The sequence below is a fragment of the Chondromyces crocatus genome (assembly GCF_001189295.1).
GTDB classification, from domain to species: Bacteria; Myxococcota_A; Polyangia; order Polyangiales; family Polyangiaceae; genus Chondromyces; species Chondromyces crocatus.
The window spans coordinates 10,785,061-10,806,821 of sequence record NZ_CP012159.1; the positions used below are offsets into that span (position 1 = coordinate 10,785,061).

19 protein-coding genes and 1 tRNA gene are annotated in these 21,761 nt (G+C 69.5%); 17 read left to right on the forward strand and 3 right to left on the reverse strand.

Going from position 1 to position 21,761, the window contains the following annotated elements; all coding sequences use genetic code 11:
• Nucleotides 1-27: 27 nt before the first annotated feature.
• The 10 genes from CMC5_RS39170 (at nt 28) to CMC5_RS39215 (ending at nt 10,116) form a co-directional block, all read left to right on the forward strand.
• Nucleotides 28-471: a YybH family protein gene (locus CMC5_RS39170; RefSeq protein WP_169796792.1), complete on the forward strand. Its 444-nt coding sequence runs from the start codon at nt 28-30 to the stop codon at nt 469-471.
• 255 nt (nt 472-726) lie between these two features.
• Nucleotides 727-1,149: a YybH family protein gene (locus tag CMC5_RS39175; RefSeq protein ID WP_050435189.1), complete on the forward strand. Its 423-nt coding sequence runs from the start codon at nt 727-729 to the stop codon at nt 1,147-1,149.
• 171 nt (nt 1,150-1,320) lie between these two features.
• Complete coding sequence (locus CMC5_RS39180; protein WP_169796793.1) at nt 1,321-2,445, forward strand: serine hydrolase domain-containing protein; 1,125 nt, start codon at nt 1,321-1,323, stop codon at nt 2,443-2,445.
• Nucleotides 2,446-2,501: 56 nt separating this feature from the next.
• Nucleotides 2,502-3,416, forward strand: a complete 915-nt coding sequence (locus CMC5_RS48840) for an AgmX/PglI C-terminal domain-containing protein (RefSeq protein ID WP_050435191.1) — start codon at nt 2,502-2,504, stop codon at nt 3,414-3,416.
• 65 nt (nt 3,417-3,481) lie between these two features.
• On the forward strand, nt 3,482-4,015 hold the full coding sequence (locus CMC5_RS39190) for an AgmX/PglI C-terminal domain-containing protein (RefSeq protein WP_218920195.1): 534 nt from the start codon (nt 3,482-3,484) through the stop codon (nt 4,013-4,015).
• A gap of 130 nt (nt 4,016-4,145) precedes the next feature.
• The gene (locus tag CMC5_RS39195) at nt 4,146-4,934 is read left to right on the forward strand and encodes an AgmX/PglI C-terminal domain-containing protein (protein WP_156339204.1); all 789 of its coding nucleotides are present in this window, start codon (nt 4,146-4,148) and stop codon (nt 4,932-4,934) included.
• 123 nt (nt 4,935-5,057) lie between these two features.
• The gene (locus tag CMC5_RS39200; protein ID WP_050435194.1) at nt 5,058-5,939 is read left to right on the forward strand and encodes an AgmX/PglI C-terminal domain-containing protein; all 882 of its coding nucleotides are present in this window, start codon (nt 5,058-5,060) and stop codon (nt 5,937-5,939) included.
• Between the two features lie 246 nt (nt 5,940-6,185).
• Entirely contained in the window at nt 6,186-7,694 is a 1,509-nt protein-coding gene (locus CMC5_RS39205; protein ID WP_156339205.1) for a hypothetical protein, read from the forward strand.
• Nucleotides 7,695-7,839: 145 nt separating this feature from the next.
• Entirely contained in the window at nt 7,840-9,276 is a 1,437-nt protein-coding gene (locus CMC5_RS39210) for an MFS transporter (RefSeq protein WP_218920197.1), read from the forward strand.
• 156 nt (nt 9,277-9,432) lie between these two features.
• Nucleotides 9,433-10,116, forward strand: a complete 684-nt coding sequence (locus tag CMC5_RS39215; RefSeq protein WP_050435196.1) for a type 1 glutamine amidotransferase domain-containing protein — start codon at nt 9,433-9,435, stop codon at nt 10,114-10,116.
• A 66-nt stretch (nt 10,117-10,182) separates the two neighbouring features.
• Here the strand turns inward: CMC5_RS39215 and CMC5_RS39220 are convergent, their stop codons facing one another.
• A complete protein-coding gene (locus tag CMC5_RS39220) occupies nt 10,183-11,106 on the reverse strand; it encodes a fibro-slime domain-containing protein (protein ID WP_082363603.1) in 924 nt (307 codons plus the stop codon).
• A gap of 180 nt (nt 11,107-11,286) precedes the next feature.
• Between CMC5_RS39220 and CMC5_RS39225 the strand changes: the two genes are divergently transcribed.
• Nucleotides 11,287-12,471, forward strand: coding sequence for a thiolase family protein (locus CMC5_RS39225; protein ID WP_050436392.1), 1,185 nt, complete (start codon nt 11,287-11,289; stop codon nt 12,469-12,471).
• A gap of 42 nt (nt 12,472-12,513) precedes the next feature.
• Nucleotides 12,514-13,380: an MBL fold metallo-hydrolase gene (locus CMC5_RS39230; protein ID WP_050435197.1), complete on the forward strand. Its 867-nt coding sequence runs from the start codon at nt 12,514-12,516 to the stop codon at nt 13,378-13,380.
• Here the strand turns inward: CMC5_RS39230 and CMC5_RS39235 are convergent.
• Entirely contained in the window at nt 13,375-13,818 is a 444-nt protein-coding gene (locus tag CMC5_RS39235; protein ID WP_050435198.1) for an acyl-CoA thioesterase, read from the reverse strand. The genes CMC5_RS39230 and CMC5_RS39235 overlap by 6 nt on opposite strands.
• 75 nt (nt 13,819-13,893) lie before the next feature.
• Here CMC5_RS39235 and CMC5_RS39240 point away from each other — a divergent pair, with 75 nt between their 5' ends.
• Together CMC5_RS39240 and CMC5_RS39245 are read left to right on the forward strand one after the other, a co-directional pair.
• Nucleotides 13,894-14,352, forward strand: coding sequence for a hypothetical protein (locus CMC5_RS39240; RefSeq protein ID WP_050435199.1), 459 nt, complete (start codon nt 13,894-13,896; stop codon nt 14,350-14,352).
• Nucleotides 14,349-15,818: a hypothetical protein gene (locus CMC5_RS39245; RefSeq protein ID WP_156339206.1), complete on the forward strand. Its 1,470-nt coding sequence runs from the start codon at nt 14,349-14,351 to the stop codon at nt 15,816-15,818. Before CMC5_RS39240 ends, CMC5_RS39245 begins: the two co-directional genes overlap by 4 nt.
• 12 nt (nt 15,819-15,830) lie before the next feature.
• On the opposite strand, the gene CMC5_RS39250 is transcribed toward CMC5_RS39245, so the two are convergent.
• The gene (locus CMC5_RS39250; protein WP_050435201.1) at nt 15,831-17,474 is read right to left on the reverse strand and encodes an AMP-binding protein; all 1,644 of its coding nucleotides are present in this window, start codon (nt 17,472-17,474) and stop codon (nt 15,831-15,833) included.
• Between the two features lie 127 nt (nt 17,475-17,601).
• Here CMC5_RS39250 and CMC5_RS39255 point away from each other — a divergent pair, with 127 nt between their 5' ends.
• The 3 genes from CMC5_RS39255 to CMC5_RS39265 all read left to right on the forward strand — a co-directional run bounded on the left by CMC5_RS39255 (nt 17,602) and on the right by CMC5_RS39265 (nt 21,578).
• On the forward strand, nt 17,602-19,671 hold the full coding sequence (locus CMC5_RS39255; RefSeq protein ID WP_169796796.1) for a serine hydrolase domain-containing protein: 2,070 nt from the start codon (nt 17,602-17,604) through the stop codon (nt 19,669-19,671).
• Between the two features lie 54 nt (nt 19,672-19,725).
• Nucleotides 19,726-19,800: transfer RNA gene (locus CMC5_RS39260), tRNA-Cys, on the forward strand.
• A gap of 134 nt (nt 19,801-19,934) precedes the next feature.
• Entirely contained in the window at nt 19,935-21,578 is a 1,644-nt protein-coding gene (locus tag CMC5_RS39265) for a glycosyl hydrolase family 28-related protein (RefSeq protein WP_050435203.1), read from the forward strand.
• Nucleotides 21,579-21,761 lie beyond the last annotated feature (183 nt).

Genomic DNA, 21,761 nt, shown 5'->3' on the forward strand with positions numbered 1-21,761 from the left:
CCAGCGCGCCCCGGTAGTCTGAGCATCATGAGCGCCATCCATTCAGCATCGACCAATGAAACTCAGATTCGCTCGCTGCTCGGACAATGGGAGAAGACCCTCCGCGCCAAGGATACCGACGGGATCATGGCCCTGTGTGCCCCCGAGTTCGTGTGCTTCGATCTCGCGCCCTCCCACAAATATGGCGTGGACAGGGCCCGGCTCGCGATCGCGACCTTATTCGATGCGCTCGACGAGGTGCTGTCGTACGAGGTCCGCGATCTGGACATCATGGCCGGGGACGATCTCGGCTTCTGCCACGCATCCTACCGGCTCCACGCGAAGCGAAAGGACGGAGGTGTGACCGACCTGTGGTTCCGGTCGACCCTCTGTTTCCGCAAGGTGGATGGCCACTGGCGGGTGAGTCACGAGCACGCGTCGCTGCCGATGGACCTCGCCACGGGCAAGGTGCTGGCCGACCTGGAACCCTGAGGCGCGTCGACGGGGGGCTCGCGCAGGGTGCGTCACCCGCAGCGGAGGAGAGGGTCTTCTGGACGGTGGCTTCAGTTCACCAGAAGAGGATTTCACCCGAAAGAGGTGAGCCTGCACCCAGGTCGCCGCGTCGCCCCGACCGTCATCGTCGGCGCTCGGGTCGGCGCTCGGGTCGACCCTCAGGGCGGCCCTGAGTCGGAATGCGCTGGACCACTGAATGGCAGTGCTCGCGCCGAGGCCTCTAGCCTGGACGACATGAGCCACAACAATCCTTTATCCCACGAAGAAATCCAGATTCGCTCGCTGCTCGACGACTGGGTGAAGGCGATTCACGTGAAGGATCTCGAGCGGGTCCTGTCTCGTTGTTCGCCAGGGATGGTGTCTTTCGACGTTACCCCGTCTTACAAGCATGTCGGCCTGGATCGAGCCCGGGAGTTCATCCACGAGCTGTTCGTCTCGTTCGACGGAGACCTGGCGTACGAGATCCGCGATCTCGACGTCACGGCGGGGAGTGAGGTCGCGTTCTGCCATGGCCTCCATCGGCTCGAAGGCAAGAAGAGGGGCGGGGGGCAGAGTGAGATGTGGTTCCGGTCGACCCTCTGTTTCCGCAAGGTCGAGGGTCACTGGCTGATCACGCACGAGCACGTGTCGATCCCGGGCGAGATCGACGTGGAGTAGGGCTCGTCACGGGTGGGCGCCGAACGCGCTTGCGCCGTCGTATGCGAGCAGTGGTAGAGCGAGGGCCACGGTCCTGCGGGGAGCGAAGTACGCGCCCGGCGACCGGGGGAAGGCGCTGGGATGTCGGGACACTGCTTTGTTTCGCCGTTGCGAGGTGCGCTGGGCAGCCTCGTGCTTCTCGTCGCGCTCGGGGCGTGCGCAGGGGGCAGCCAGGGCACCTCGCAAGGCGCCGTCGTGAAGGCCCCACCCGCTGGCAGCTCGGTCGAGGGCGCCGTGGCCCTGCAGAAGGGCGATCGGGCCGCACATGCCGGGGAGGCGGCGGCCCGCACGGCGCGCTTCACCCTGGGAACCCGCCGGCCGCTCCATGGGGTGCTCGCGGTCGCCGATGGGTCCGAGGTGGTGTTCTCGAGCGCCCACGGGTACGCCGATCGCGAGCGCTCGGTGGCGTCGGCGCTGGAGAAGCGGTTCGCGATCGCGTCGCTCGGCAAGCAGATCACCGCGGCGCTGGTGATGCAGCAGGTCGACCAGGGGAAGCTGGCGCTCGACGCGCCGGTGAGCACGTACCTGAGCCTCGGGGCCGACTGGGCGAAGCAGGTGAAGGTGCGTCATCTGCTGAACCACACGTCGGGGATCGGGAAGGTCGATGAGCCGCTGCGCTCGGCCCCCGGGTCGACGTTCGCATACTCGAACGCGAACTACGATCTGCTCGGGAAGATCGTGGAGCGGGTGTCGGGGCAGTCGTTCGCCGAGGTCGCAGGGCGTCTGTTCGCCACCTGCGGGATGCGAGAGACCGCAGGGCTCGATACCCCGGCGGCGGCGGAGCGGGTGGTGGGGTACGCGGAGCAGGAGGACGGGTCGCTGGCGATCGCGTCGCTGGAAGGGATGGCGGAGCATGTGCCTTCCGGGGGCATGGTGTCGTCGGTGGCGGATCTGATCCGCTGGAACCTGTGCCTGCACGAGGGGAAGGCGGTGTCACGGGCGAGCTACGAGGCGATGATCCGGCCGACGACGCGGCGCGCGCACCGCTGGGGCGAGCTGGGGTACGGGTTCGGGTTGCAGGTGTCGACCGCGGAAGGGATCACCGAGTTCAGCCACAATGGCTACATCGAGGGGTTCATCGCGACGCTGATCTACTATCCGGCGCAGCGCAGAACGCTGGTGGCACTGGAAAACGTGGCGCTCGACTCCGGCGATATGGGCCGGGTGTTCGCGCCGCACGACGAGGTCCGAGCGCAGGTGCGCGCGGAGCTTCGAGGGTCGTCCGGTGGCGCCGAGGTCGCCGCTCCCTCCGAGTGAGAGAGCGCTGGCCAACGAGACTTGACGTGGATTGCAGGCGCGCACAGCGTGGCGGCATGACGTATCGCGCCGCGGTGCTCGGCTTGATTCCGTTCGTCTCGACGCTGGTCGGCTGTCGACCGGAAGCGCCGCCCGCGTCACCCGCGGAGGTCGCCGTGATCGATCTCGGCGCCGGCTCGACGGCAACCGGGCCAGCAGCTCCCGCCGCGCCAGAGAAGCCTGACCAGGAGGCGGGGAGCGATGAGGAAGACACGTCGGACGAGCCGTCCGCCGAGGCGCACGGAAACAGGGGGCTGTTTCAGGGCGCAGAGTCCCCGTACGGCGGGACGGCCAGCATCCTCAGCGCCGATGTCGCCATGGACCAGGGCGTCATGAAGGGCAACGCGATCGGGGAGAGTTACGGGGTTGGTGGTCTCGGGCTCTCCGGTATCGGCACGGGCGGGGGAGGGACCGGGGAGACCATCGGCCTCGGAACCATCGGCACGTTCAGGAGCGGCGCGGGGACGGGTGCGGGGTTTGGCTCGGGCGCTGGGCGGCTGGGCGGAGCGTCATCCGCGCTTCCGAAGGTGAGCGTCACGGAGCCCACCGTGAAAGGAGAGCTGCCACGCGAGGTCGTTCAGCGGCTCATCCGGCACCATGTGGGTCGCTTCCGCCAGTGCTACCTGACCGGGCTCCGCAGGAATCCGGCGCTGAAGGGCAGGATGAACGTCACGTTCGTCATCGGCAAGGAGGGGAGCGTGACGTCCGTGCGCGAGGGTTCCTCCGACATGGGCAACAAGGACGTCAGCGCCTGCGTGATCCGGGCGTTCCAGTCGATGAGCTTTCCCATGCCGAAAGAAGGCGTGGTGATCGTCAGCTCCGCTCTCCAGTTCGAACCTGCCCCGCCTCCGAGCGCCGATGCGGCTGCGGCTCCGCCTCCAGCGCCGTCACCGGCTCCGTCTCCAGCGACCTCGAAACCGGCGACGAAATGACCTGCAGGCGTGGCGGAATGAGGTCCTGCGTCGCAGCAACGGGTTTGCTCTCCTTCGCCTTGGCGATGAGCGGCTGTCGATCGGAGCCACCGCCGGAAGAGGACGCGGAGCTCGGTGTCGATGCGGTGTCGACGACGACCCAGACAGCGTCTCCCGCCGCCTCCGCCGAGCCTGCCCAGGGCGCGGGAAATGACACGCAGGGGACGTCGGCCGAGCACGCCGCCTCGACACTCGGCACGGCCACAGGGCGCGTGGACGGTGCGGTTCTTGGACGACCAGGCACGGTGCCCACCGATCCCACGGCGCAAGGGGAGCTGCCGCAGGAGGTCATTCAACGGGTCATCCGGCAGCACGCCGGTCGCTTCCGCTCGTGCTACGAAGACGGGCTCCGCACGGATCCGAAGCTGAAGGGGACCGTGAACGTCACGTTCGTCATCGGCAAGGAGGGGAACGTGACGTCTGCGCGCGAGGCCTCCTCCGACATGGGCAACGAGGGCGTCAGCGCCTGCATGGTCCGGGTGTTCCAGGGGATGGTCTTTCCGGCACCGAAGAACGGCGTGGTGACCGTCACCTACCCCCTCCGGTTCACGAGCGGCTAGCACTCCGGTGCAGAGGGACGCGCGCTCAGGAGGCTCGATGTGCAGGGTTGACGTGTCGAGCAAGGGCGCCCAGCGTGACGGCATGAGGTGCCACGCCGCCGCACTTGGTTGGATGTCCGTGGCTTTGACGATGGTCGGCTGTCGACCGGAGGCGCCACCCGCTTCGCCTGACACGGTGGCCGTGATCGATCCCGCCGCCGGGTCGACGACGAGCGCGCCAGCTTCAGCGACCAAAGCGGAGGAGCCTGCTCAGGACACCTCGGCGTCTCCGTCCGACGCGACGAGCAGCAGGAGCGGCCCCGCAGGTGACGAGGACCCCGCAGGCCCCACGAAGCAGTACGCCATCGAGGTCAGCCGCGAGGATGACGAGGCGAGACGCCGCGGCGTGGGCCAAGGAGGAGGAGGCCTGCGCGGCGTGGGCCAAGGAGGAGGAGGCCTGAGCGGCGTGGGCCAAGGGGGCGGCGGCAAGGGCGAGAGCAGCGGCGCCGGAAGCAGCCCGGGGGCAGGCTCGGGATTCGGACGCATGGCCGGGTCGAAGAGCGCCGGCGCGAACGTGCACCCCCTCGCGCCGAAGGTGCAAGGAAAGCTGTCGTCCGCAGTCATCGAGCAGGTCGTTCAGAAGCACATCAACTTCTTCCGCTTCTGCTACGAGCTGGCGCTCGAAAAGGATCCGATGCTGAGGGGTGGCGTGAACGTCACGTTCGTCATCGGCAAGGAAGGGAAGGTGACGTCGACGCGCGAGGCCGCCTCCGACCTCGGCAACAAGGAGATGACCACCTGCGTGGTCCACTCGTTCCAGGCGTTGAAGTTCCCCGAACCCGAGGGAGGTGGCGTGGTCACCGTCACCTATCCTTTGCGGTTCTACAGGGGCGCCCCGCTCCAGAGCGACCCCCCGGCGGCACCCGCGCCAAAGCAGTGACCACCGCGCGGTGATGCAGCGTCGTGGGTGACGTGGCGATGCCGTGACCTTCGACGAAGTGACCTCCCGGCGGTGAGGCCCACGAGGCTTGACGTGGGGGGTTGGCGCACTCAGCGTGGCGGCATGAGGTATCGCGCCGCAGCGCTCGGCTTGTTCCCCTTCGCCTGGACGATGAGCGGCTGCCGCCCGGAAGCACCAGCAGCATCCCCCGCAGAGGTCGCGGTGATCGACCTCTCCGCGGCGCCGGCAGCCAGCACGCCAGCATCGTCCGCCAGTTCGACCGAGGCGGCTCAGGACGCGCCCAGCGATGAGGCGGGCACGTCGGATGGGAAAGCCATCAAGGAATACGGGGTGATCGGGCTGCTCCAGGCCACCTCGGAGTCGCCGTTCGAGACGCCAACGAACATCTTCGGCCCTGCCGACGAGGGCAACGCTGGCGGCTTCGGGCTCGGGGGGCTGGGGCTCCGCGGCGTGGGCCAAGGCGGGGGAGGCACGGGAGAGGGCATCGGCCTCGGCACCATCGGTACCATCGGGCGCGGTAACGGGACGGGCGCGGGATACGGGCGTGGGGCAGGTGCGACGACCGGCGGCCCGGAGGTACGCACCGTCGCGCCGACGGTGAAAGGGAGCCTGCCACCCGAGGTCATTCAGCGGATCATCCGGCAGCACAGGGCTCGCTTCCGTCATTGCTACGAGGTCTCGCTCCAGAAGGATCCGACGCTGCAGGGTGGTGCGAGCTTCACGTTCGTCATCGGCAAGGAGGGGAAGGTCACGTCCGCGCGCGAGGCCACCTCCGACCTCGGCAACAAGGACGTGAGCACCTGCGTGGTCCAGGTGATCCAGTCGCTGGTGTTCCCCGCGCCAGAGAAGGGTGGCGTGGTCACCGTCACCTACCCCCTGCGGTTCTCCAGCGCCGCCCCGGCTCCGAGCGAGAAGGACGCTCCGCCGAGCAAGGACGCCCCCGCAGCCCCGCCCACCACGACGTCCACGCCGACGAAGAAGTGATCTCTCCGCGCTGACGGGAGCGCCATCGAGGAGTCGTCTGGGGAGCGGTGCGAGGTGCCGCGAGGGGTCGTCGTCGACGATGGCGCGACGTCGGGATGGCAGGGCACAACCGGCAAGCGCGATGGGGACGGGCGCCTGGTAGTCTCGCTTTCGCGCGTCGCACGGGGATCCTTGCCGCAAGGGTCCGCGATGTCCCGGGTGGTCCCGGGGCGTCGACGAGGCGGCGTGCGGTCGAAGGAGAATGCCATGGGGCAGGATCGTCGTGTCGTCGCCGAGACGCGCGGGGTGGGTGGTCGTCGAGGTGCGCTCGCCGGGTGGTTGGGCGCGCTCGTGGTGGCGGGGTGCGGGCAGGGAGGGGTCGACGTGGGGCCCTCCGAGGAGCCGCTGGGCGAGTCGGTGCAGTCGGTGGTGACGCAGTGCATTTACCTGGACCCGGCGCTCACGCCGCCGCTGCCCGTGCCCGTCGACTTCGAGCGCGAGCTGGTGATCACCGATCTCGCGGTGGTGGACGATCCATGCCTGACGACCTGGTCGACGGCCTGTCCCCTGTCCGGGGCATGGACGTTCGGGCAGCTGATGATCGACATGGCCGGCGCGACGCCACCCGAGCAGTTCGTGGCCGAGTGGCTGCACCAGTGGGAGGTCTCCACGATGACGCCGACCGGGGTGGTGGTGCCGCCGCGAGCGGGAATCCGGCCGCAGGTCATCGATCCGTGGCTGGTGGTGAGCGGGTGCACGCCAGGGAGCCCCATCGTGGGACCAGGTGCGTCTTGCTTGCTCGATCTGAAGCAGGCGCCTTTCCGTCTGCTGGGGATCGTGAACCGGGTGGATGAAGACGTTTCGTTGACGGCCGCAGGGGGGACGACGCACGGAGAGGCGCGGTTCGTGTTCGGCTTCGTCGATCCGCTCGGTGGGAACCCGCTCCAGGCGACGGTGATCCTGGAGTACAAGCTGCCGACCGCGCGCATGGGACTGTCTTACAAGGTCCACGACTGGGCGCACGACTGGCACTTCCTGAGCGATCCGAGCCTGGGTCCGATCGGCTCGCCTCAGTACATGCAAGTGCTCTACAGCATCCTGCACGACATCACCTCGCCAGGCGTGGAGCCGGGAAACCCGAACTTCGGGAGCGCCATCGGGCAGGTGCGCACGAACGAGATCGATTTCGGCGGCGGTCCGTGGAAACTGCGGGAACACACGCTGCAGGATGTGGGGCTGGGGCCAAACGATTCGGCGCTGGCGGTGCACACGCTGGCGCTCACGCCGGACGATGGCTTCAACCTGACGCCAGCACTCGACGCGCACCTGCAGGGTTTGTCGCTCGGGTCGGGGAGCCCGGTGCTGATGGATTACCTGCACACGAGCCCGCCGGACGATGTGCCGAGCGCCATGCTGGCAGGAGAATCGTCGGCGCCGCTGCTCTGGGACCATTCGTCCCCGGGGACGCTGCTTCCCGAAGAGCGACATCATTTCGCGCTGGCGACGTGCAATGGGTGTCATCTGGACGAGACGCAGACGCCCTTCGTGCACCTCTCGCCGAGATCAGCAGGGGTGCCGACGACGCTGTCACCGTTCCTGAGCACCCCGACCGTGGCGGCCGGCGCAGGGTTGCCGATGTTCTCGCTGAGCGTGCCGGACCCGGCCGGGAGCGGGACGATCTTCGACTACAACGAGCCGTGGCGGCGGATGTGCGAAGTGACGCGCATCCTGACGGGCGTGACGACCCCGTACACCCGCGCGAACGGCGCCCACTGACCCGCCCCGGACGCGGCATGCGCGAGGCGCTCGGGCTGAAACGCCGCGGGTGACCTCGCCACCGCAGAACCCTTCCCCCATCAGGTCAATCAGAGCGCTGGAGCGTTCGCGCCCTGTGCCAGCGCGGCAGGCTGGCAAGGCCCACATGCCGGGCTTGGCGAAGGGGCGGGATCAAGGGGGTCGCATGGCGGTCGGGGGGCGGACGGTGGACGTGGGGGCGCTGCTGGACGAGGGGCCCTGGAGCGGTTTTCAGAAGCAGGTGCTCGCGTGCGCGGCGCTGGCCGTCGTTCTGGACGGGTTCGACAACCAGGCGCTGGGGTTCGCGCTGCCGATGCTGATCGCGGAGTGGGGGGTGGCGAAGGGGGACTTCGCGTCGGTGCTCGCGGTGGGGCTGCTGGGGATGGCGCTGGGGACGGCGATCGGAGGGTTCGCAGGTGACCGGGTGGGGCGGCGCCGGGCGCTCGTGGGGAGCATGTTCGTGTTCGGGGCGATGACGGCAGGGATCGCGCTGGTGACCGGGCTGTCGGGGTTGATGGCGCTGCGCTTTCTGGCGGCGCTCGGGCTGGGGGGGTGCTTGCCGAACGCGACGACGCTGGCGGCGGAGTACACGCCAGCGCGGCATCGGCCCTGGGCGGTGACGGCGACGATCCTGTGCGTGCCGCTGGGGGGGATGGTCGGGGGGCTTCTGGCCGGGGTGCTCTTGCCGTCGCTGGGGTGGCGGGCGCTGTTCGCGGTGGGTGGGGTGGCGCCGCTGATCCTGGGCGGTGTGTTCGCGGTGGTCGTGCCCGAGTCACCTCGGTATCTGGCGCGAGAGCCGTCCCGCGAGGGTGAGCTTCGCCAGGTGCTGGCGCGGATGGGGCGGCCCCAGGAGGGGGCGACGACGCTGGTGGATCGGGGGGAGGCGCAGGGAGGCAGCGGGGCGGGCGGCAAGGATCGGTCGCGGCTGAGGGCGCTGTTCGGCGGGGCGTACCTGCGCGACACGCTGGGGCTGTGGCTGGCGTTCTTCTCCTGCTACGTGGCGGTGTACGTGGTCTTCAGCTGGGTGCCGACGCTGCTGGTCGGCCAGGGGATGAGCCTGAAGGCGGCGAGCAGCGGGCTGACGGCGTACAACCTGGGCGGGGTGCTGGGGGCGCTCGCTGGAGGCTGGGCGATCGGGCGGGTGGGGTCGCGGCCGGCGATGCTGGCGATGGCGATGGGGGGCGTGGTGAGCGCGGTGGCGCTGAAGCTCGTGCCGCTCACGGGGAGCGAGGGGTCACTGGCGCTGCTCCTGTGGCTCGCGCTGCACGGGGCGTTCGTCAACGCGGCGCAGTCGACGTTGTTCGCGCTGGCGGCGCATGTGTATCCGACGGGTGTGAGGGCGACGGGCTCAGGATGCGCCATCGGGGTGGGTCGTCTCGGCGCGGTGCTCAGCTCCTACGTGGGCGCGCTGGTGCTCGATGCCGACGGGGGCAGCGGGTACTTCACGCTGATCGCGGGAGCGATGCTGGTGACCTGCGCAGCGCTCGCAGGAATCGTGCGTCACATCCCTCGGGCAGAAGCGAAGGCGAGGCTCGCCGCCGCGACAGCGAGCCCGGAAAGCTGAAGCGCCGAGCCTGGTTTCCGTTTCGGTCGTCTGCATTCGCTTCACGCTTTCACGTCAATGCGAGCGCATTCGCGGTGTCGAAGAAAGGAATGAGCAGCGTGACGTCGCGGGCTACAGTGCCGCATCCGCAACGACGCGCACACCCCGGAGGGAAACATGAAGGTTCTCGTCGTCCTCACCTCGCATGACCAGCTCGGCGACACGGGCAAGAAGACAGGCTTCTGGCTGGAGGAGTTCGCTGCTCCCTATTACGTGCTGAAGGACGCAGGGCTGGCGGTCACGCTGGCGTCGCCGAAGGGAGGGCAGCCGCCGCTCGATCCGAAGAGCGATCTGCCAGAGAACCAGACGGAGGCGACGAAGCGCTTCCGCGCCGACAAGGAGGCCCAGGCGCAGCTCGCGAGCACGAAGAAGCTCGCGGACGTGTCGGCGGTGGACTTCGACGCGATCTTCTATCCCGGGGGCCACGGCCCGATGTGGGACCTGCCGGACAACACCGCTTCGATCGCGCTCATCGAGGCGTTCACCCGGGCCGAGAAGCCCGTGGCAGCGGTCTGTCATGCGCCGGTCGCGCTGGTCAATGCGCGGGCGAAGGACGGCAAGTACCTGGTCGAGGGGAAGCGCGTCACCGGCTTCACCAACACGGAGGAGGCGGCGGTGGAGCTGGAGAAGGTGGTGCCCTTCCTGCTGGAGGACAGGCTGAAGGAGCGAGGCGGGGTGTTCAGCAAGGCCGCCGACTTCGCGCCCCACATCGAGGTGGACGGGCGCCTGGTGACGGGCCAGAACCCCGCGTCTTCCGCCCCGGTGGCGGAGGCGTTGCTGAAGCTCTTGCGCTCCCGCTGAAGACACGAGCGCAGACGCCGGAGGTGCCACGCCGAGGGACGGTGGCACGCCCGGCGTCGGCTCCGCTCACTGAGGCGGCGTGACGGGGGTGAAGCAGGAGATCGAGGTCTCGATCCGGAAGTTCGACTGGGTGGTGTGCCGCTCGGCGAAGAAGAAGTCGAGCGTGTAGCGGTTGCCAGGGGTGATCCCCAGCTCGGCGGCGCGGGCGTCGAGGTCGACGGTCGACTCCATGGCGCCGTGGACGCCGCCGAGGTCGATGGCGAGGCGGCCGTTGATGAACGTGAAGAGGTCGTCGTCGCCACGGAAACGGAAGACCTCGCCGCCCTTGTATTCAAACTCGGTGCGTATCTCGAGCGTGAAGTGGAAGTTGTGGTCGAGGGACTCGTTGCCGAACCCCTGGCCATCGATGGGGAAGAAGGCGGTGCTGTCGTAGGTGTAGAGCCCGCCGTCGATGGGCTCGAGGGGGATCTCGATCGGGATCGGGATGTTGACGCCGGGGACGTCGCGGTACCACTGGTCGAAGTGCTCACGGCCGTTGGTGGTGGGCGTCGTCGGGTTGCCCGCGTAGATTGGCTTGCCGTCGGCGGCGAGCATGGAATGCACGATGCCGTAGTCGACCCCGAGGGCGTACTCGAAGTCGGGATGGTCTCGAGAGAAGTCGCGGACGACGCCTTGAAGCACGGTGCCGCACGATCCGCCGGAGCCGCCCGCGCCCCCTGATCCGGAGGTCGGGATGTCGATGCCGCCGCCTGCTCCGGAGGGGAGGCCGCCGCCCTGCGCCCCGGTCCCAGCGCCGCTACCTCCGTTCCCACCGGCGCCGCTCGTCTCGGAACTCGCCCCGCTGTCACCACCACCGCATGCTGCCGAGAGGAGCAGGGCAGCAGCACCACCGGCGATGGCGAGGAGGTGCCACGTTCGAGTGATGTCGCCGCGGGCGCCGCGGCTCGACTGTCGGGCTGGAAGCGAACGAAGTTCCGGAGGTCGGCTCATGGTGTCAGCGTAACGTGGACCTCGTGCGGTCGCCACGGGCTCGTGCCCGCCGAGCCGCTCGGTTCGCACCTGGAGATCCGCGCCTCGGTAGGCCGCTTGCTCTCGGCGCATTCCAGGACTACCCCCAACGGCTGAACGCCAGAACGCTGGCGCTCCAACCGTTTGCTCCGGAGCACGACCATGACCCTGCCCGTCCCCGTGTACATCGTCGCCGCCACCCGTACGCCCATCGGCGCGTTCCAGGGTGCGCTCTCCTCGCTGACGGCACCGCGCCTCGGCGCCGCGGCCATCGAGGCGGCGCTCCAGCGCGCCAACCTCCCCGCCGACGCCATCGAGGAGGTGTTCATGGGGAACGTGCTCTCGGCCGGGATCGGCCAGGCGCCCGCGCGCCAGGCCGCGATCTTCGCCGGGATCCCGGACAAGGTGCCCGCAACGACGATCAACAAGGTGTGTGGCTCGGGCCTGCAGGCGGTGGTCTTCGGGGCGAAGACGATCGCGCTGGGCGACGCGGACCTGGTGGTGGCCGGCGGCATGGAGTCGATGTCGAACGTGCCGTACTACCTGCCGCAGGCGCGGACGGGCTACCGGATGGGGAACAACTCGGTCGTGGACGGGATGATCCACGATGGCCTGTGGGACCCGTACGGGAACTTCCACATGGGCGTCGCCGGCGACAAGTGCGCGAAGGAGCACGGGTTCAGCCGCGAGGCGCAGGACGAGTACGCGAAGGAGAGCTTCCGCCGGGCGCTGGCCGCGCAGAAAGAGGGGCAGTTCGACGCGGAGATCGTGCCGGTGAGCGTGCCGCAGAAGAAGGGCGATCCGGTCGTGGTGAAGCTCGACGACGGTCCGGGCGCGGGCAAGCCCGACAAGTTCGCGTCGCTCCGGCCGGCGTTCCAGAAGGACGGGACGGTGACGGCGGCGAACGCTTCGTCGATCAACGACGGCGCGAGCGCGCTGATCCTGGCGAGCGAGAAGGCGGTGAAGGAGCGGGGGCTGACGCCGCTCGGGCGGATCCTGGGCTACGGTGGCGCGGCGCAGGCGCCGGAGTGGTTCACCACGGCGCCGGCCGCGGCGATCGCGAACACGACGAAGAAGCTCGGCATCACCACGGAGCAGATCGATCTGTACGAGGTGAACGAGGCGTTCGCGGTGGTGGCGATGGCCGTGAACAAGCTGAGCAACCTCGACCCGCAGAAGGTGAACGTGCGCGGCGGGGCGGTGGCGCTCGGTCACCCCATCGGCGCGAGCGGCGCGCGCGTGCTGACGACGCTGCTCTACACGCTGAAGGACCAGAACAAGAAGCGGGGCCTGGCGACGCTGTGCATCGGCGGCGGCGAGGCCCTGGCGCTGGTGGTCGAGCGATGACGCGAGGGGCGCGGTGATCGGGTCGGGCTCCGGAGGAGCTGGATGATCCGGCCGCGCCTCGTGGCGCGCGGGGTGGAGGCCTTCCCCGCGCGCACGCCGACGTTGCCTCCTGCGACCCACACGAACAGCTATGCGCTCGGTGAGCGCGAGGTGCTGCTGGTCGAGCCCGCCACGCCCGACGACGAGGAGCGGCGCGCGTGGCTCGACTGGGCTCGGGGGATCGCCTCGTCCGGGCGGCACCTGCTGGCGATCGCGCTGACGCACCACCACGTGGATCACGTGGGCGGAGCGGCGTTCTTTGCAGAGGCGCTGGGGCTGCCGGTGTGGGCCCACGCGGAGACGGCGGCGCGCTTGCCCGAGCTGCCGGTGGCGCGGCACCTGGTCGAGGGGGAGACGCTGGTGCTGGAGGGGCCGACCGCGCGTCGGGTGCAGGTGCTGCACACGCCAGGGCACGCGCCGGGGCACGTGTGCTTGCTCGACGAGGAGAGCCGCGCGCTGGTGGCGGGGGACATGGTCGCCAGCGTGGGGACGATCTTGATCGCGCCCGGCGAGGGGGACATGCAGGTGTACCTGGAGCAGCTCGAGCGCCTCGCCGGGGTGGGGGCGCAGGTGGCGTTGCCCGCGCACGGGGATCCGATCGAGGCGCCCGAGGCGCTGTTCCGGCACTACATCGCGCACCGGCTGGCACGCGAAGCGCGGGTGGTGGCGACGCTGGTCGGGCTCGGGGAGAGCGCTGCCGCGCTGGAGGCGCTGGTGCCCATCGCCTACGCGGACACGCCGCCGCAGGTATGGCCCCTGGCGCGGCTGAGCCTGGAGGCGCACTTGCTCAAGCTGGAGAAAGAGGGGCGGGCGCGGCGTGATGCGGAGGGGCGATGGGCAGCGACAGAGGCGGCACAGGGAAGATCATGAAGCCGCGGGTGCGGGCTGGAGCAGGGGCGTGACCACGGCGCGCAGGTGCTCGCTCCAGGGGCAAGGGCGGTAGGTGGTGGGGTCGAGGCGGACGATGCGGGTGTCGCCCTCGGCGTGAACGACCGTCCCGTCGGCCGAGAGGACGCGCGCGGTGATGGTCATGCTGGTGCGGCCCAGGTGAGAGATGGCCAGCTCGACCCCGAGGACGCCCTCTCCGCGCACGGGCGCAAGGTAGCGGATGCGGTGCTCGGCGATGACGTTGAACTTGTCGGGGTTGACGGTGAGGTCGTCCTGCCAGTGGAAGCCGAGGGCGTTGAACAGCTCGCCTCGGGCGCGCTCGATGAACAGCAGATAGCGGACGTTGTGCAGGATGTTGAGCGCGTCCAGGTCATCGAAGTAGACGCGCTGGACGGAGAGGTACGGGACGGAGACCGACATCCGGCCCTCGTACCACAGGGGTGAGGCTCATCCGGAAGTGCATCACGCGGCAAGGCGTCATGAGAGGATGGGCGCATGCTCGCTTCGCGTCCGGTCGCCTGGCTCTCTGCGTGCGTCCTTCTGGGCTACGTGGCGATCAGCCGAGCGGTGGAGGACGAGTATCCTTTCTCCACGTTCTCGATGTACGCGCGACACGGGAAGTCGTCTGTCTCCCGGGTGGCAGCGCGAACGCGCGATGGTCACGGCCACCCGGTGCGCTCGTTCGTCGACTGGTCTTGTGAGGAGGAGAAGCTCGACCTCTCCGTGTCCCGGTGCGCCGAGCTGGGCCCGTTCGACTTCACGGGCTACCTGGACACGGAAGACGAAAACCACCTCGATGCGCACCGCGCCCGCGCGCCTCGAGGTGGTGAGCCGGGGGACGCAGAGCCCGTGGAGATCGTGCGGCGGGTGTGGCGGCTGAAGGAGCAGGCCGGCCCCCCGGAGGTCGAGGATTGCGTGCTCCATCGCTGCACCGCGCGGCGGGCGTCGCCATGAGCGCGAGCCCTTATCAGGGAGCTTCACGCGCGCCCCTGCGGGTGTCGCTCGCCGTCGTCGCGGCCCTGGATGCGATCGTGCTCGGTGGGACCGTCGCCAAGGGGCAGGCGCTTTCCGAGGAGGTGCCGCGTGTGTGGCGCTGGCTGTCGGGCTCACCGCTCGCGGCCTGGGGCGTGGCCGTGGTGGCCCTGGGGGCGCTCGCGGCGTTCGCCCGGCGATGGCGTCCGCTCGTGAGTGGCGCCGTCGCGCTCGGGGCGCTGGCCTGTCTGGTTGCGACGGTGGAGCACATCACCGGAGGCGCCCGGCGCAGCTTCTACCTGAGCGGCGCCATGCTCCTCGGGTGGCTCGTGGGGCTCGCTTACGCGCGGTCGCTCGGCCACGGGGACACACCGATGGGGAGGACAGCGTCAGCGCGCAGTCCAGCAGAGATCAGGCCTCACACCGGGGAACCTCGGGGAAGGCGCATCTGGCCCGAAGAGATCCTTGCCGAGGCAGGCGCGACCGCAGCACTCGCAGCGACCTATGTGAACGGGGCGTCGAGCAAGCTTCTCTCGGGCGGCGTGGAATGGGCCGATGGCGTCGCGCTGCGCAGCCTGGTGGTGACCTCGACGTTTCATGCAAGCGGGGAGGGATGGCTCGACGCGTACAAGCGGGTGGTGGTCGAGCAGCCGGTGCTCGCGCAAGGGCTGGCCGGAGCTGCACTGCTCATCCAGCTCGGGAGCGCGTCGATGCTGGTCGACCGGCGGCTGCGCGTGCTGTGGGGGACGCTTCTGCTCGGCTTTCATGCCAACGTCCTGCTGCTGACGGGGATCCATTACGGATCGGCGATGCTGCTGCTCCTCGTCTGGTCGTATCCGTGGCCGGGCATGATCTCGTGGGTCCGGCGACGGCTCGTGGAGGGGCGCAAGAGCACGCCGCAGCGCACGGAGGAGGGGGAGAAGGACCCCCCCTTCCAGGATCCTCCACTCGTGAGCACCGAGCCCGCAGCACGCCGACGGCTGCACCTGGTGATGGCCGGGTCGGTGGTGATCACGCTGAGCGCGGTAGGCGTGGCCAGCGCGTGGCCAGAGTCCCCCACCAGCAAGGAGGCCTCGGAGGAAGGAGAGGCCTCCGACGAGACGCTCAGCCAGGATCTGAAGGTGCTCGGCCCCTTCGCCGTGGGCGACGCGCTCACGAGCGGGCTCCACATCACGCGCATCACCCGCACCGAGGAGGGGTTCGAGATCGAGCTGGCGCGCGCCCCGGAGAAGGTCACGGTGGCGACGCTTCAGCTGAGGCCATCCGCGGCCGGCATGGATCCAGGCCCCTTCGAGGCAGGGACCGCCGAGCTGCGCTACGATCGCGACGCTCGGATCCCTCTGGAGGCGTTGCTCCCCGCGGGGAAAGAGGTGGCGCGACGGCTCAAGGCAGCGGCCGGGAGCGCCGAGACGGCGAAGCTCGTCGAGCAGTGGCTCAGCGCCCCTTGAGAAGCCCTCGGCTCACGCCGTCTCGATCTGCGAGGCGGTGGTGAGCCCCAGCTCGGCGGTGGAGATCTCGCGCATCTTGAACTTCTGGACCTTGCCGGTGACGGTCATGGGGAACTCGTCGACGACCTTCCAGTAGCGGGGGATCTTGTAGGTCGCGATCTTGCCGGAGCAGAACGAGGTCAGCTCGTCGGGTGTGGCGGCCGCGCCAGGACGAAGGCGGACCCAGGCCATCACCTCTTCGCCGTACCGCGCGCTGGGGACCCCGATGACCTGGGCCTCGCTGATCGCCGGGTGGGTGTGGAGGAACTCCTCGACCTCTCGGGGGGAGATGTTCTCGCCACCGCGGATGATGGTGTCCTTGATGCGGCCGACGATGTTGACGTAGCCCTCGGCGTCCATGGTGGCGAGGTCGCCGGTGTGCATCCAGCCCGCGCGATCGATGGCGGCGGCCGTGGCCGCCTCGTCGTCCCAGTAGCCCAGCATCACGCTGTAGCCGCGTGTGCACAGCTCTCCACGCTCGCCATGAGGCACGATGGCCCCGGTGGCAGGATCGATGATCTTCACCTCCACGTGCGGGTGGACCCGCCCGACCGTGGACACCCGGCGCTCGATGGGATCGGTGCGCGAGCTCTGGGTGGAGCCCGGTGAGGTCTCGGTCATGCCGTAGACGATGGTGACCTCGCTCATGTGCATCTGGCTCACCACGCGCCGCATGACCTCCACGGGGCATGGCGAGCCGGCCATGATGCCGGTGCGCAGCGTGCTCAGATCGAACTCGCTGAACCTGGGGTGGTCGAGTTCGGCGATGAACATGGTGGGCACACCGTAGAGCGCGGTACAGCGCTCGGCCTGCACGGCTTCCAGGACGGCGACGGGCTCGAAGGACTCGCCGGGGATGATCATCGCCGCCCCATGGGTGGTGCAGGCGAGGTTGCCGAGCACCATGCCGAAGCAGTGGTAGAACGGCACCGGGATGCAGACCCGATCCTCGGGCCCGTAGCCCAGGGCCTCGCCGATGAAGTAGCCGTTGTTGAGGATGTTGTGGTGCGAGAGGGTGGCGCCCTTCGGGAAGCCCGTGGTGCCCGACGTGTACTGGATGTTGGCGGGGTCGTCGAACTGGAGCGAGCGCTCTCGCTCGGTCAGCGTGGCCTCGTCGACGCCTCGGCCGGCCTCGCGCAGTCCCGCCCAGTCGTCCTCGAACGTGAGCGCGAGGCGCAGCGCTGGAAGGCCAGGGCGGACCGCGGCCAGCATGTCGACGTAGTTCGCTTGCCGGAAGCCGCGCGCGAGGAGAAGGACGCTGACGCCGCACTTGCGGAGGGCGTATTCGAGCTCCGTCGTCCTGTACGCGGGGTTGATGTTGACCAGGATCGCGCCGGCGCGAGCGGCGGCGTACTGGAGGATGACCCACTCGTGGCGGTTGGGGGACCAGACGCCGACCCGATCCCCACGCTGCACGCCAGAGGCGATGAGGCCTCGGGCCACCTCGCTCGTGGCCTGCCACAGCTCACGCCACGTCGCCCGGAATCCCTGGGAGCGAACCACGAGCGCCTCCCGGTCCGCGTGGGCCTCGACCGTGCGGCGGAGGTTCTCTCCGATGGTCTCGCCGAGCAGGGGGACGTCGCTCGCGCCATGGGCATAGGAGAACAGGGTGGTCATGGCGATCAGGGTGCCACATCCCCTGGCCCTCGGACGGAGATCGACGCGCGTCGCCTGGCGCCTGCAACCCCAGGCGGTTCACGCTGGACGCTTGAGCTGTCCGCGCCGCCCCGGCAGGATGCGCCGCATGCAACGCGCTCCGCACCGCCGCCTGTCCCTGGCCCTCGTCGTCCCTGCCCTGGTAATCGGCTGCGCCGCTGCACCCCCGCCCGAACCTCCGGCGCCGACGGCCCCCTCGGGACCGGCCCCCGCACCATCGACCGCCACGGCCCCCGAGAGCGCGCCCGTGACGACCCGGGTCGAGAAGGACGACGTCCACGTCACGTCCGCTGGGACCAGCATCCCGCGGCTCGGTGGATGGTTCTTCACCCAGGCCGCACAGCACGTCGCGCTGGAAGACCCGGAGCGCGAGGTCCTGCTCGCCGTCGTCGAGAGCCGTGGGCAGAGCGCCGCCGAGGCGATCCCGAAGGCCTGGGACACGGTGAAGCCCGGCGCCGCCCGGAAGGTAGAGCAGACGCTGACGCCACCCGCAGACAGCGGCCTCGACGAGATCGTCATCGTCAACTACGAGCGTGGAACCGGCGAAGGGCGCCTCTCGCAAGCCCTGGCGCGGCGCAAAGGCGACGTGGTGGTGGTCACGCTGATCGATGGCGCGCTGGCCAGCGTGAGCCGGCGCAGCGCGCAGCTCCGCGTCGTCTTCGGCGGGATCAAGCTGCCTGGCCAGGAAGAGGAAAGCTACAAGGACACGCCCGCCAGCGCCTTCGACGCGGAACGCCAGCAGCGCTTCGACGCGTTCATCGCGAGCGCCCTGGAAAAGACGCGCGTACCGGGCGCTGCGGTGGCCGTGGTGCAAGGCGGCAAGGTGATGTTCGAGAAGGGCTACGGCGTCCGCGAGCTCGGGAAGAAGCAGGCGGTCACACCCAGTACCCTGATGATGATCGGGTCGACGACGAAGTCGATGACGACCCTGCTCATGGCGTCGCTCGTGGACGAGAAGCGGTTTACCTGGGACACGCCGGTCACCGAGGTGATGCCGACGTTCGCGCTGGGCACGCCCGAGGCGACGCGCCAGGTGACCATGAAGCACCTGGTGTGCGCCTGCGCCGGCATGCCGCGGAAGGACATGGAGCTCTTGTTCGAGTTCGGTTCGGCGACCCCGGAGTCGCTGATGGAAGGCCTGCGGTCGCTCAAGCCGACCACCGGCTTCGGTGAGACGTTCCAGTACTCGAACCAGATGGTCGCCGCGGCGGGGTTCGTGGCAGGGCGCGCATTCGACGCGAAACGCCCCCTCGGCGCGGCGTACGACGCGGCCATGCAGGCCAGGGTGTTCGGGCCCCTCGGGATGAAGTCGACCACCGTCGACTTCGATCGCGGCCTCAAAGCGCCGGACCACGCGAGCCCTCACGGGCTCGATCTGAGCAAGGCACCGAAGGTCATCTCACCCGCAGTGGAGCGCTTCGTCGTGCCGCTGCGCCCCTCGGGGGGAGCCTGGTCGAACACCCGGGACCTGTCCCGCTATCTGCTGACCGAGCTGGGGCGCGGCAGAACGCCGGAGGGCAAGCAGGTGGTGTCGGAAGCGAACCTGACCAGGCGCTGGGAACCGCAGATCGCCACGTCGAGCAAGGGTGCCTACGGGCTCGGCTGGGCCGTGGCGACGCACAAGGGCGTCCGGATCGTGGAGCACGGCGGAGGCACGATGGGCTTCAACGTGCAGCTCGCGTTCTATCCGGACAAGGACCTGGGGCTGGTGATCCTCACCAACACCCAGGGAGGCGGGGCGTTCATCGAGGCCGTCCAGAGTCGCCTGTTCGAGCTGGCCTTCGGCGCGAAGGAGGAGGCCCAGGAGCAGCTCGCGTTCAACCTGAAGGCGCGCGCGGAGGGCGTCGAGAAGGCGCTGGCCCGCGTGGACGCGCCGGCCGACACGGGCTGGATCGCTCCCTGGGTGGGGACGTGGCGTGATCCGGACCTCGGCACCCTCGAGCTGGAACTCACGAAGAGCGGGCCTCGCCTCGACGCGGGCGAGTGGGCGGGCCTCGCGTCCCGAGAGCGCGCCCCCGATGGCGCGACCCTGCTGATCCTCACGGACCCGCCGCTGGCCGGGCTGAAGCTCATCCTGCGGGAGAAGGAAGGGAAGCGGACCCTGGTCCTGGAGAACCCGCAGCACGACTACGTGTTCGAGCAAGCACCGAAGCCCTAGCTAGGCGTTGACAAGGGAACGAAGCTGGTGCAGAAATGCCGCTCGTTTCCGTCCGGTGAGGTAGCCAAGCGGTTAGGCAACGGTTTGCAAAACCGTTATACGCGGGTTCGAATCCCGTCCTCACCTCCAGCATCCCTGTGAGCCAGTTCCCTGGCTGCAGCGAGCCGATGCCGCGGGTCTCCGCGTGAGCGGTTCGCCGACGGGAGCCACTGATACCTCGGCGCGAGGAAGGTGGCCGACATCATGTACGATGGTCGGTTCTCATGCGCCCGTCCTCGCCCGCCCTCCCGCTGGTCGCGCTCCTGATGCTCGCCGGATGTGCCGCCGAGGAGGCGTCGCCAAAGGCGCCTCGATCGAATGACGACGGGGGCGCTGGTGGCCCCTCCGTCCCCTGGCGGAGCGCGCTGTACGAGGAGACCTGGACGCCCAGCACGACGGACGCCGAGGGGCGGTTCCTGCACGACTTCTCGTATGCAGGCTACCGCCATGGCGAGGCGGAGCCGGGGGCGCCCGAGGGCGCAGAGCTTTTCGATGTGGTGGACCGATACGGCGCCGATCCGGAGGGCGTCACCGACGCCACCGCGGCGATCCAGCAAGCGATCGACGACGCTGCTGCGCTCGGAGGCGGCGTCGTCTTCTTCCCCGCGGGGCTCTACCGCGTGGACGATGTGCTCTCGGTGAGCGCCTCGTCGGTGGTGCTGCGGGGCGAGGGTCCAGAGGCATCGCGGCTCTTCTTCACCCGCAGCCAGGGGATGAGCGACGCGGCCCACATCACCTTCACCGGCAGCGCCACGAGCGACCTCGAGCTCCGCCTCCGGACCGACGCCACGCCGCGCGGCGAGGTGCTGGAGGTCGACGACGCAGCCGATCTCGCGCCCGGCGACGACGTCGAGGTGGGCTGGGTCATCTCGGCGGACTTCGTGGAAGAGCACGGGATGACCGGCACCTGGCAGGCGTTCAACGAGACCTGGCAGCCCTGGTTCCGGCGCGCCGTCGTGGCGGTCGACAGGTCCCGCGCCCCGCACCGGATCCAGCTCGACGTGCCCCTTCGCTACCCCGCCAAGGTGCGCGACCGGGCCAGCGTGCGGCGCGTCCACGGGCTGCTGCGGGAGTGCGGCGTCGAGTCCCTCGGCGTGTCCAACGCCGTCGGCTGGGACCAGGCCTGGGAGGTGACGCGCACCCACGTGATCGACCTGCGCCAGGTGAAGGACTGCTGGATCCGCGACGTCGCGTCGTTCCCCTCCCCGGTCGCACCCCGAGAAGGTCCTGGGGCCTCGGCCCACCTCCTCTCGGGCGGCGTGCTCCTCGCCGACGCCAAGCAGGTGACCGTCGACCGTACGCGCCTCGGCTTCGCCCAGAACCGGGGCGTGGGCGGGAATGGCTACCTGTTCGAGGTGCAGCGCAGCAGCGAGCTGTTGATCCAGGACAGCCAGGGCGAGGCGGGCCGGCACAACTTCATCCAGAACTGGGGCTTCGGGACGACGGGATGCGTGCTGTTGCGGGTGGAGAGCCGCGGGGGCACATCGATGCTCGGCAAGGACGAGTCGCTGTCGACCACGGGGATGTCCGAGTTCCACCACTCGCTGGCCCTGGCCAACCTGGTGGACTCGTCCGCTTTCGACGACGGGTTCTCGATCGTGAACCGCAACGACGAGAGCACGGGAGCGGGGCACACCGGCACGCAGAATGTGCTCTGGCGGCTGCGCGGTGGGGGGATGGTGCGCTCGCTCCAGTTCGGCATGGGCTACCTGATCGGGACCGAGGGGCTCACCGCGGTGACCGAAACCCCGCTGCCCATGAGCGCAGGCACGGAGCCGGTGGACTGGGTGGAAGGGCTGGGCCAGGGCGCCCAGCTGGAGCCCGCCTCGCTTTACGACGATCAGCGACGCCGGCGCCTGGGGCGCTGACCCCCCGGGGAGCGCATTCGCTCAGGGGTGCGGAGAAGGCGCCGCACCCTCCACGCCGCAGCCAAGGGGGTGCGGCACCTGCTCCGCGGCCAGTTTGGCGGCGTTTTCTGGATCCAGCGCCTCGATCCCCTCGGCACGCCCCGTGCTTTACCCACGAACGAACAACGCAGCTCAGACCGCTGC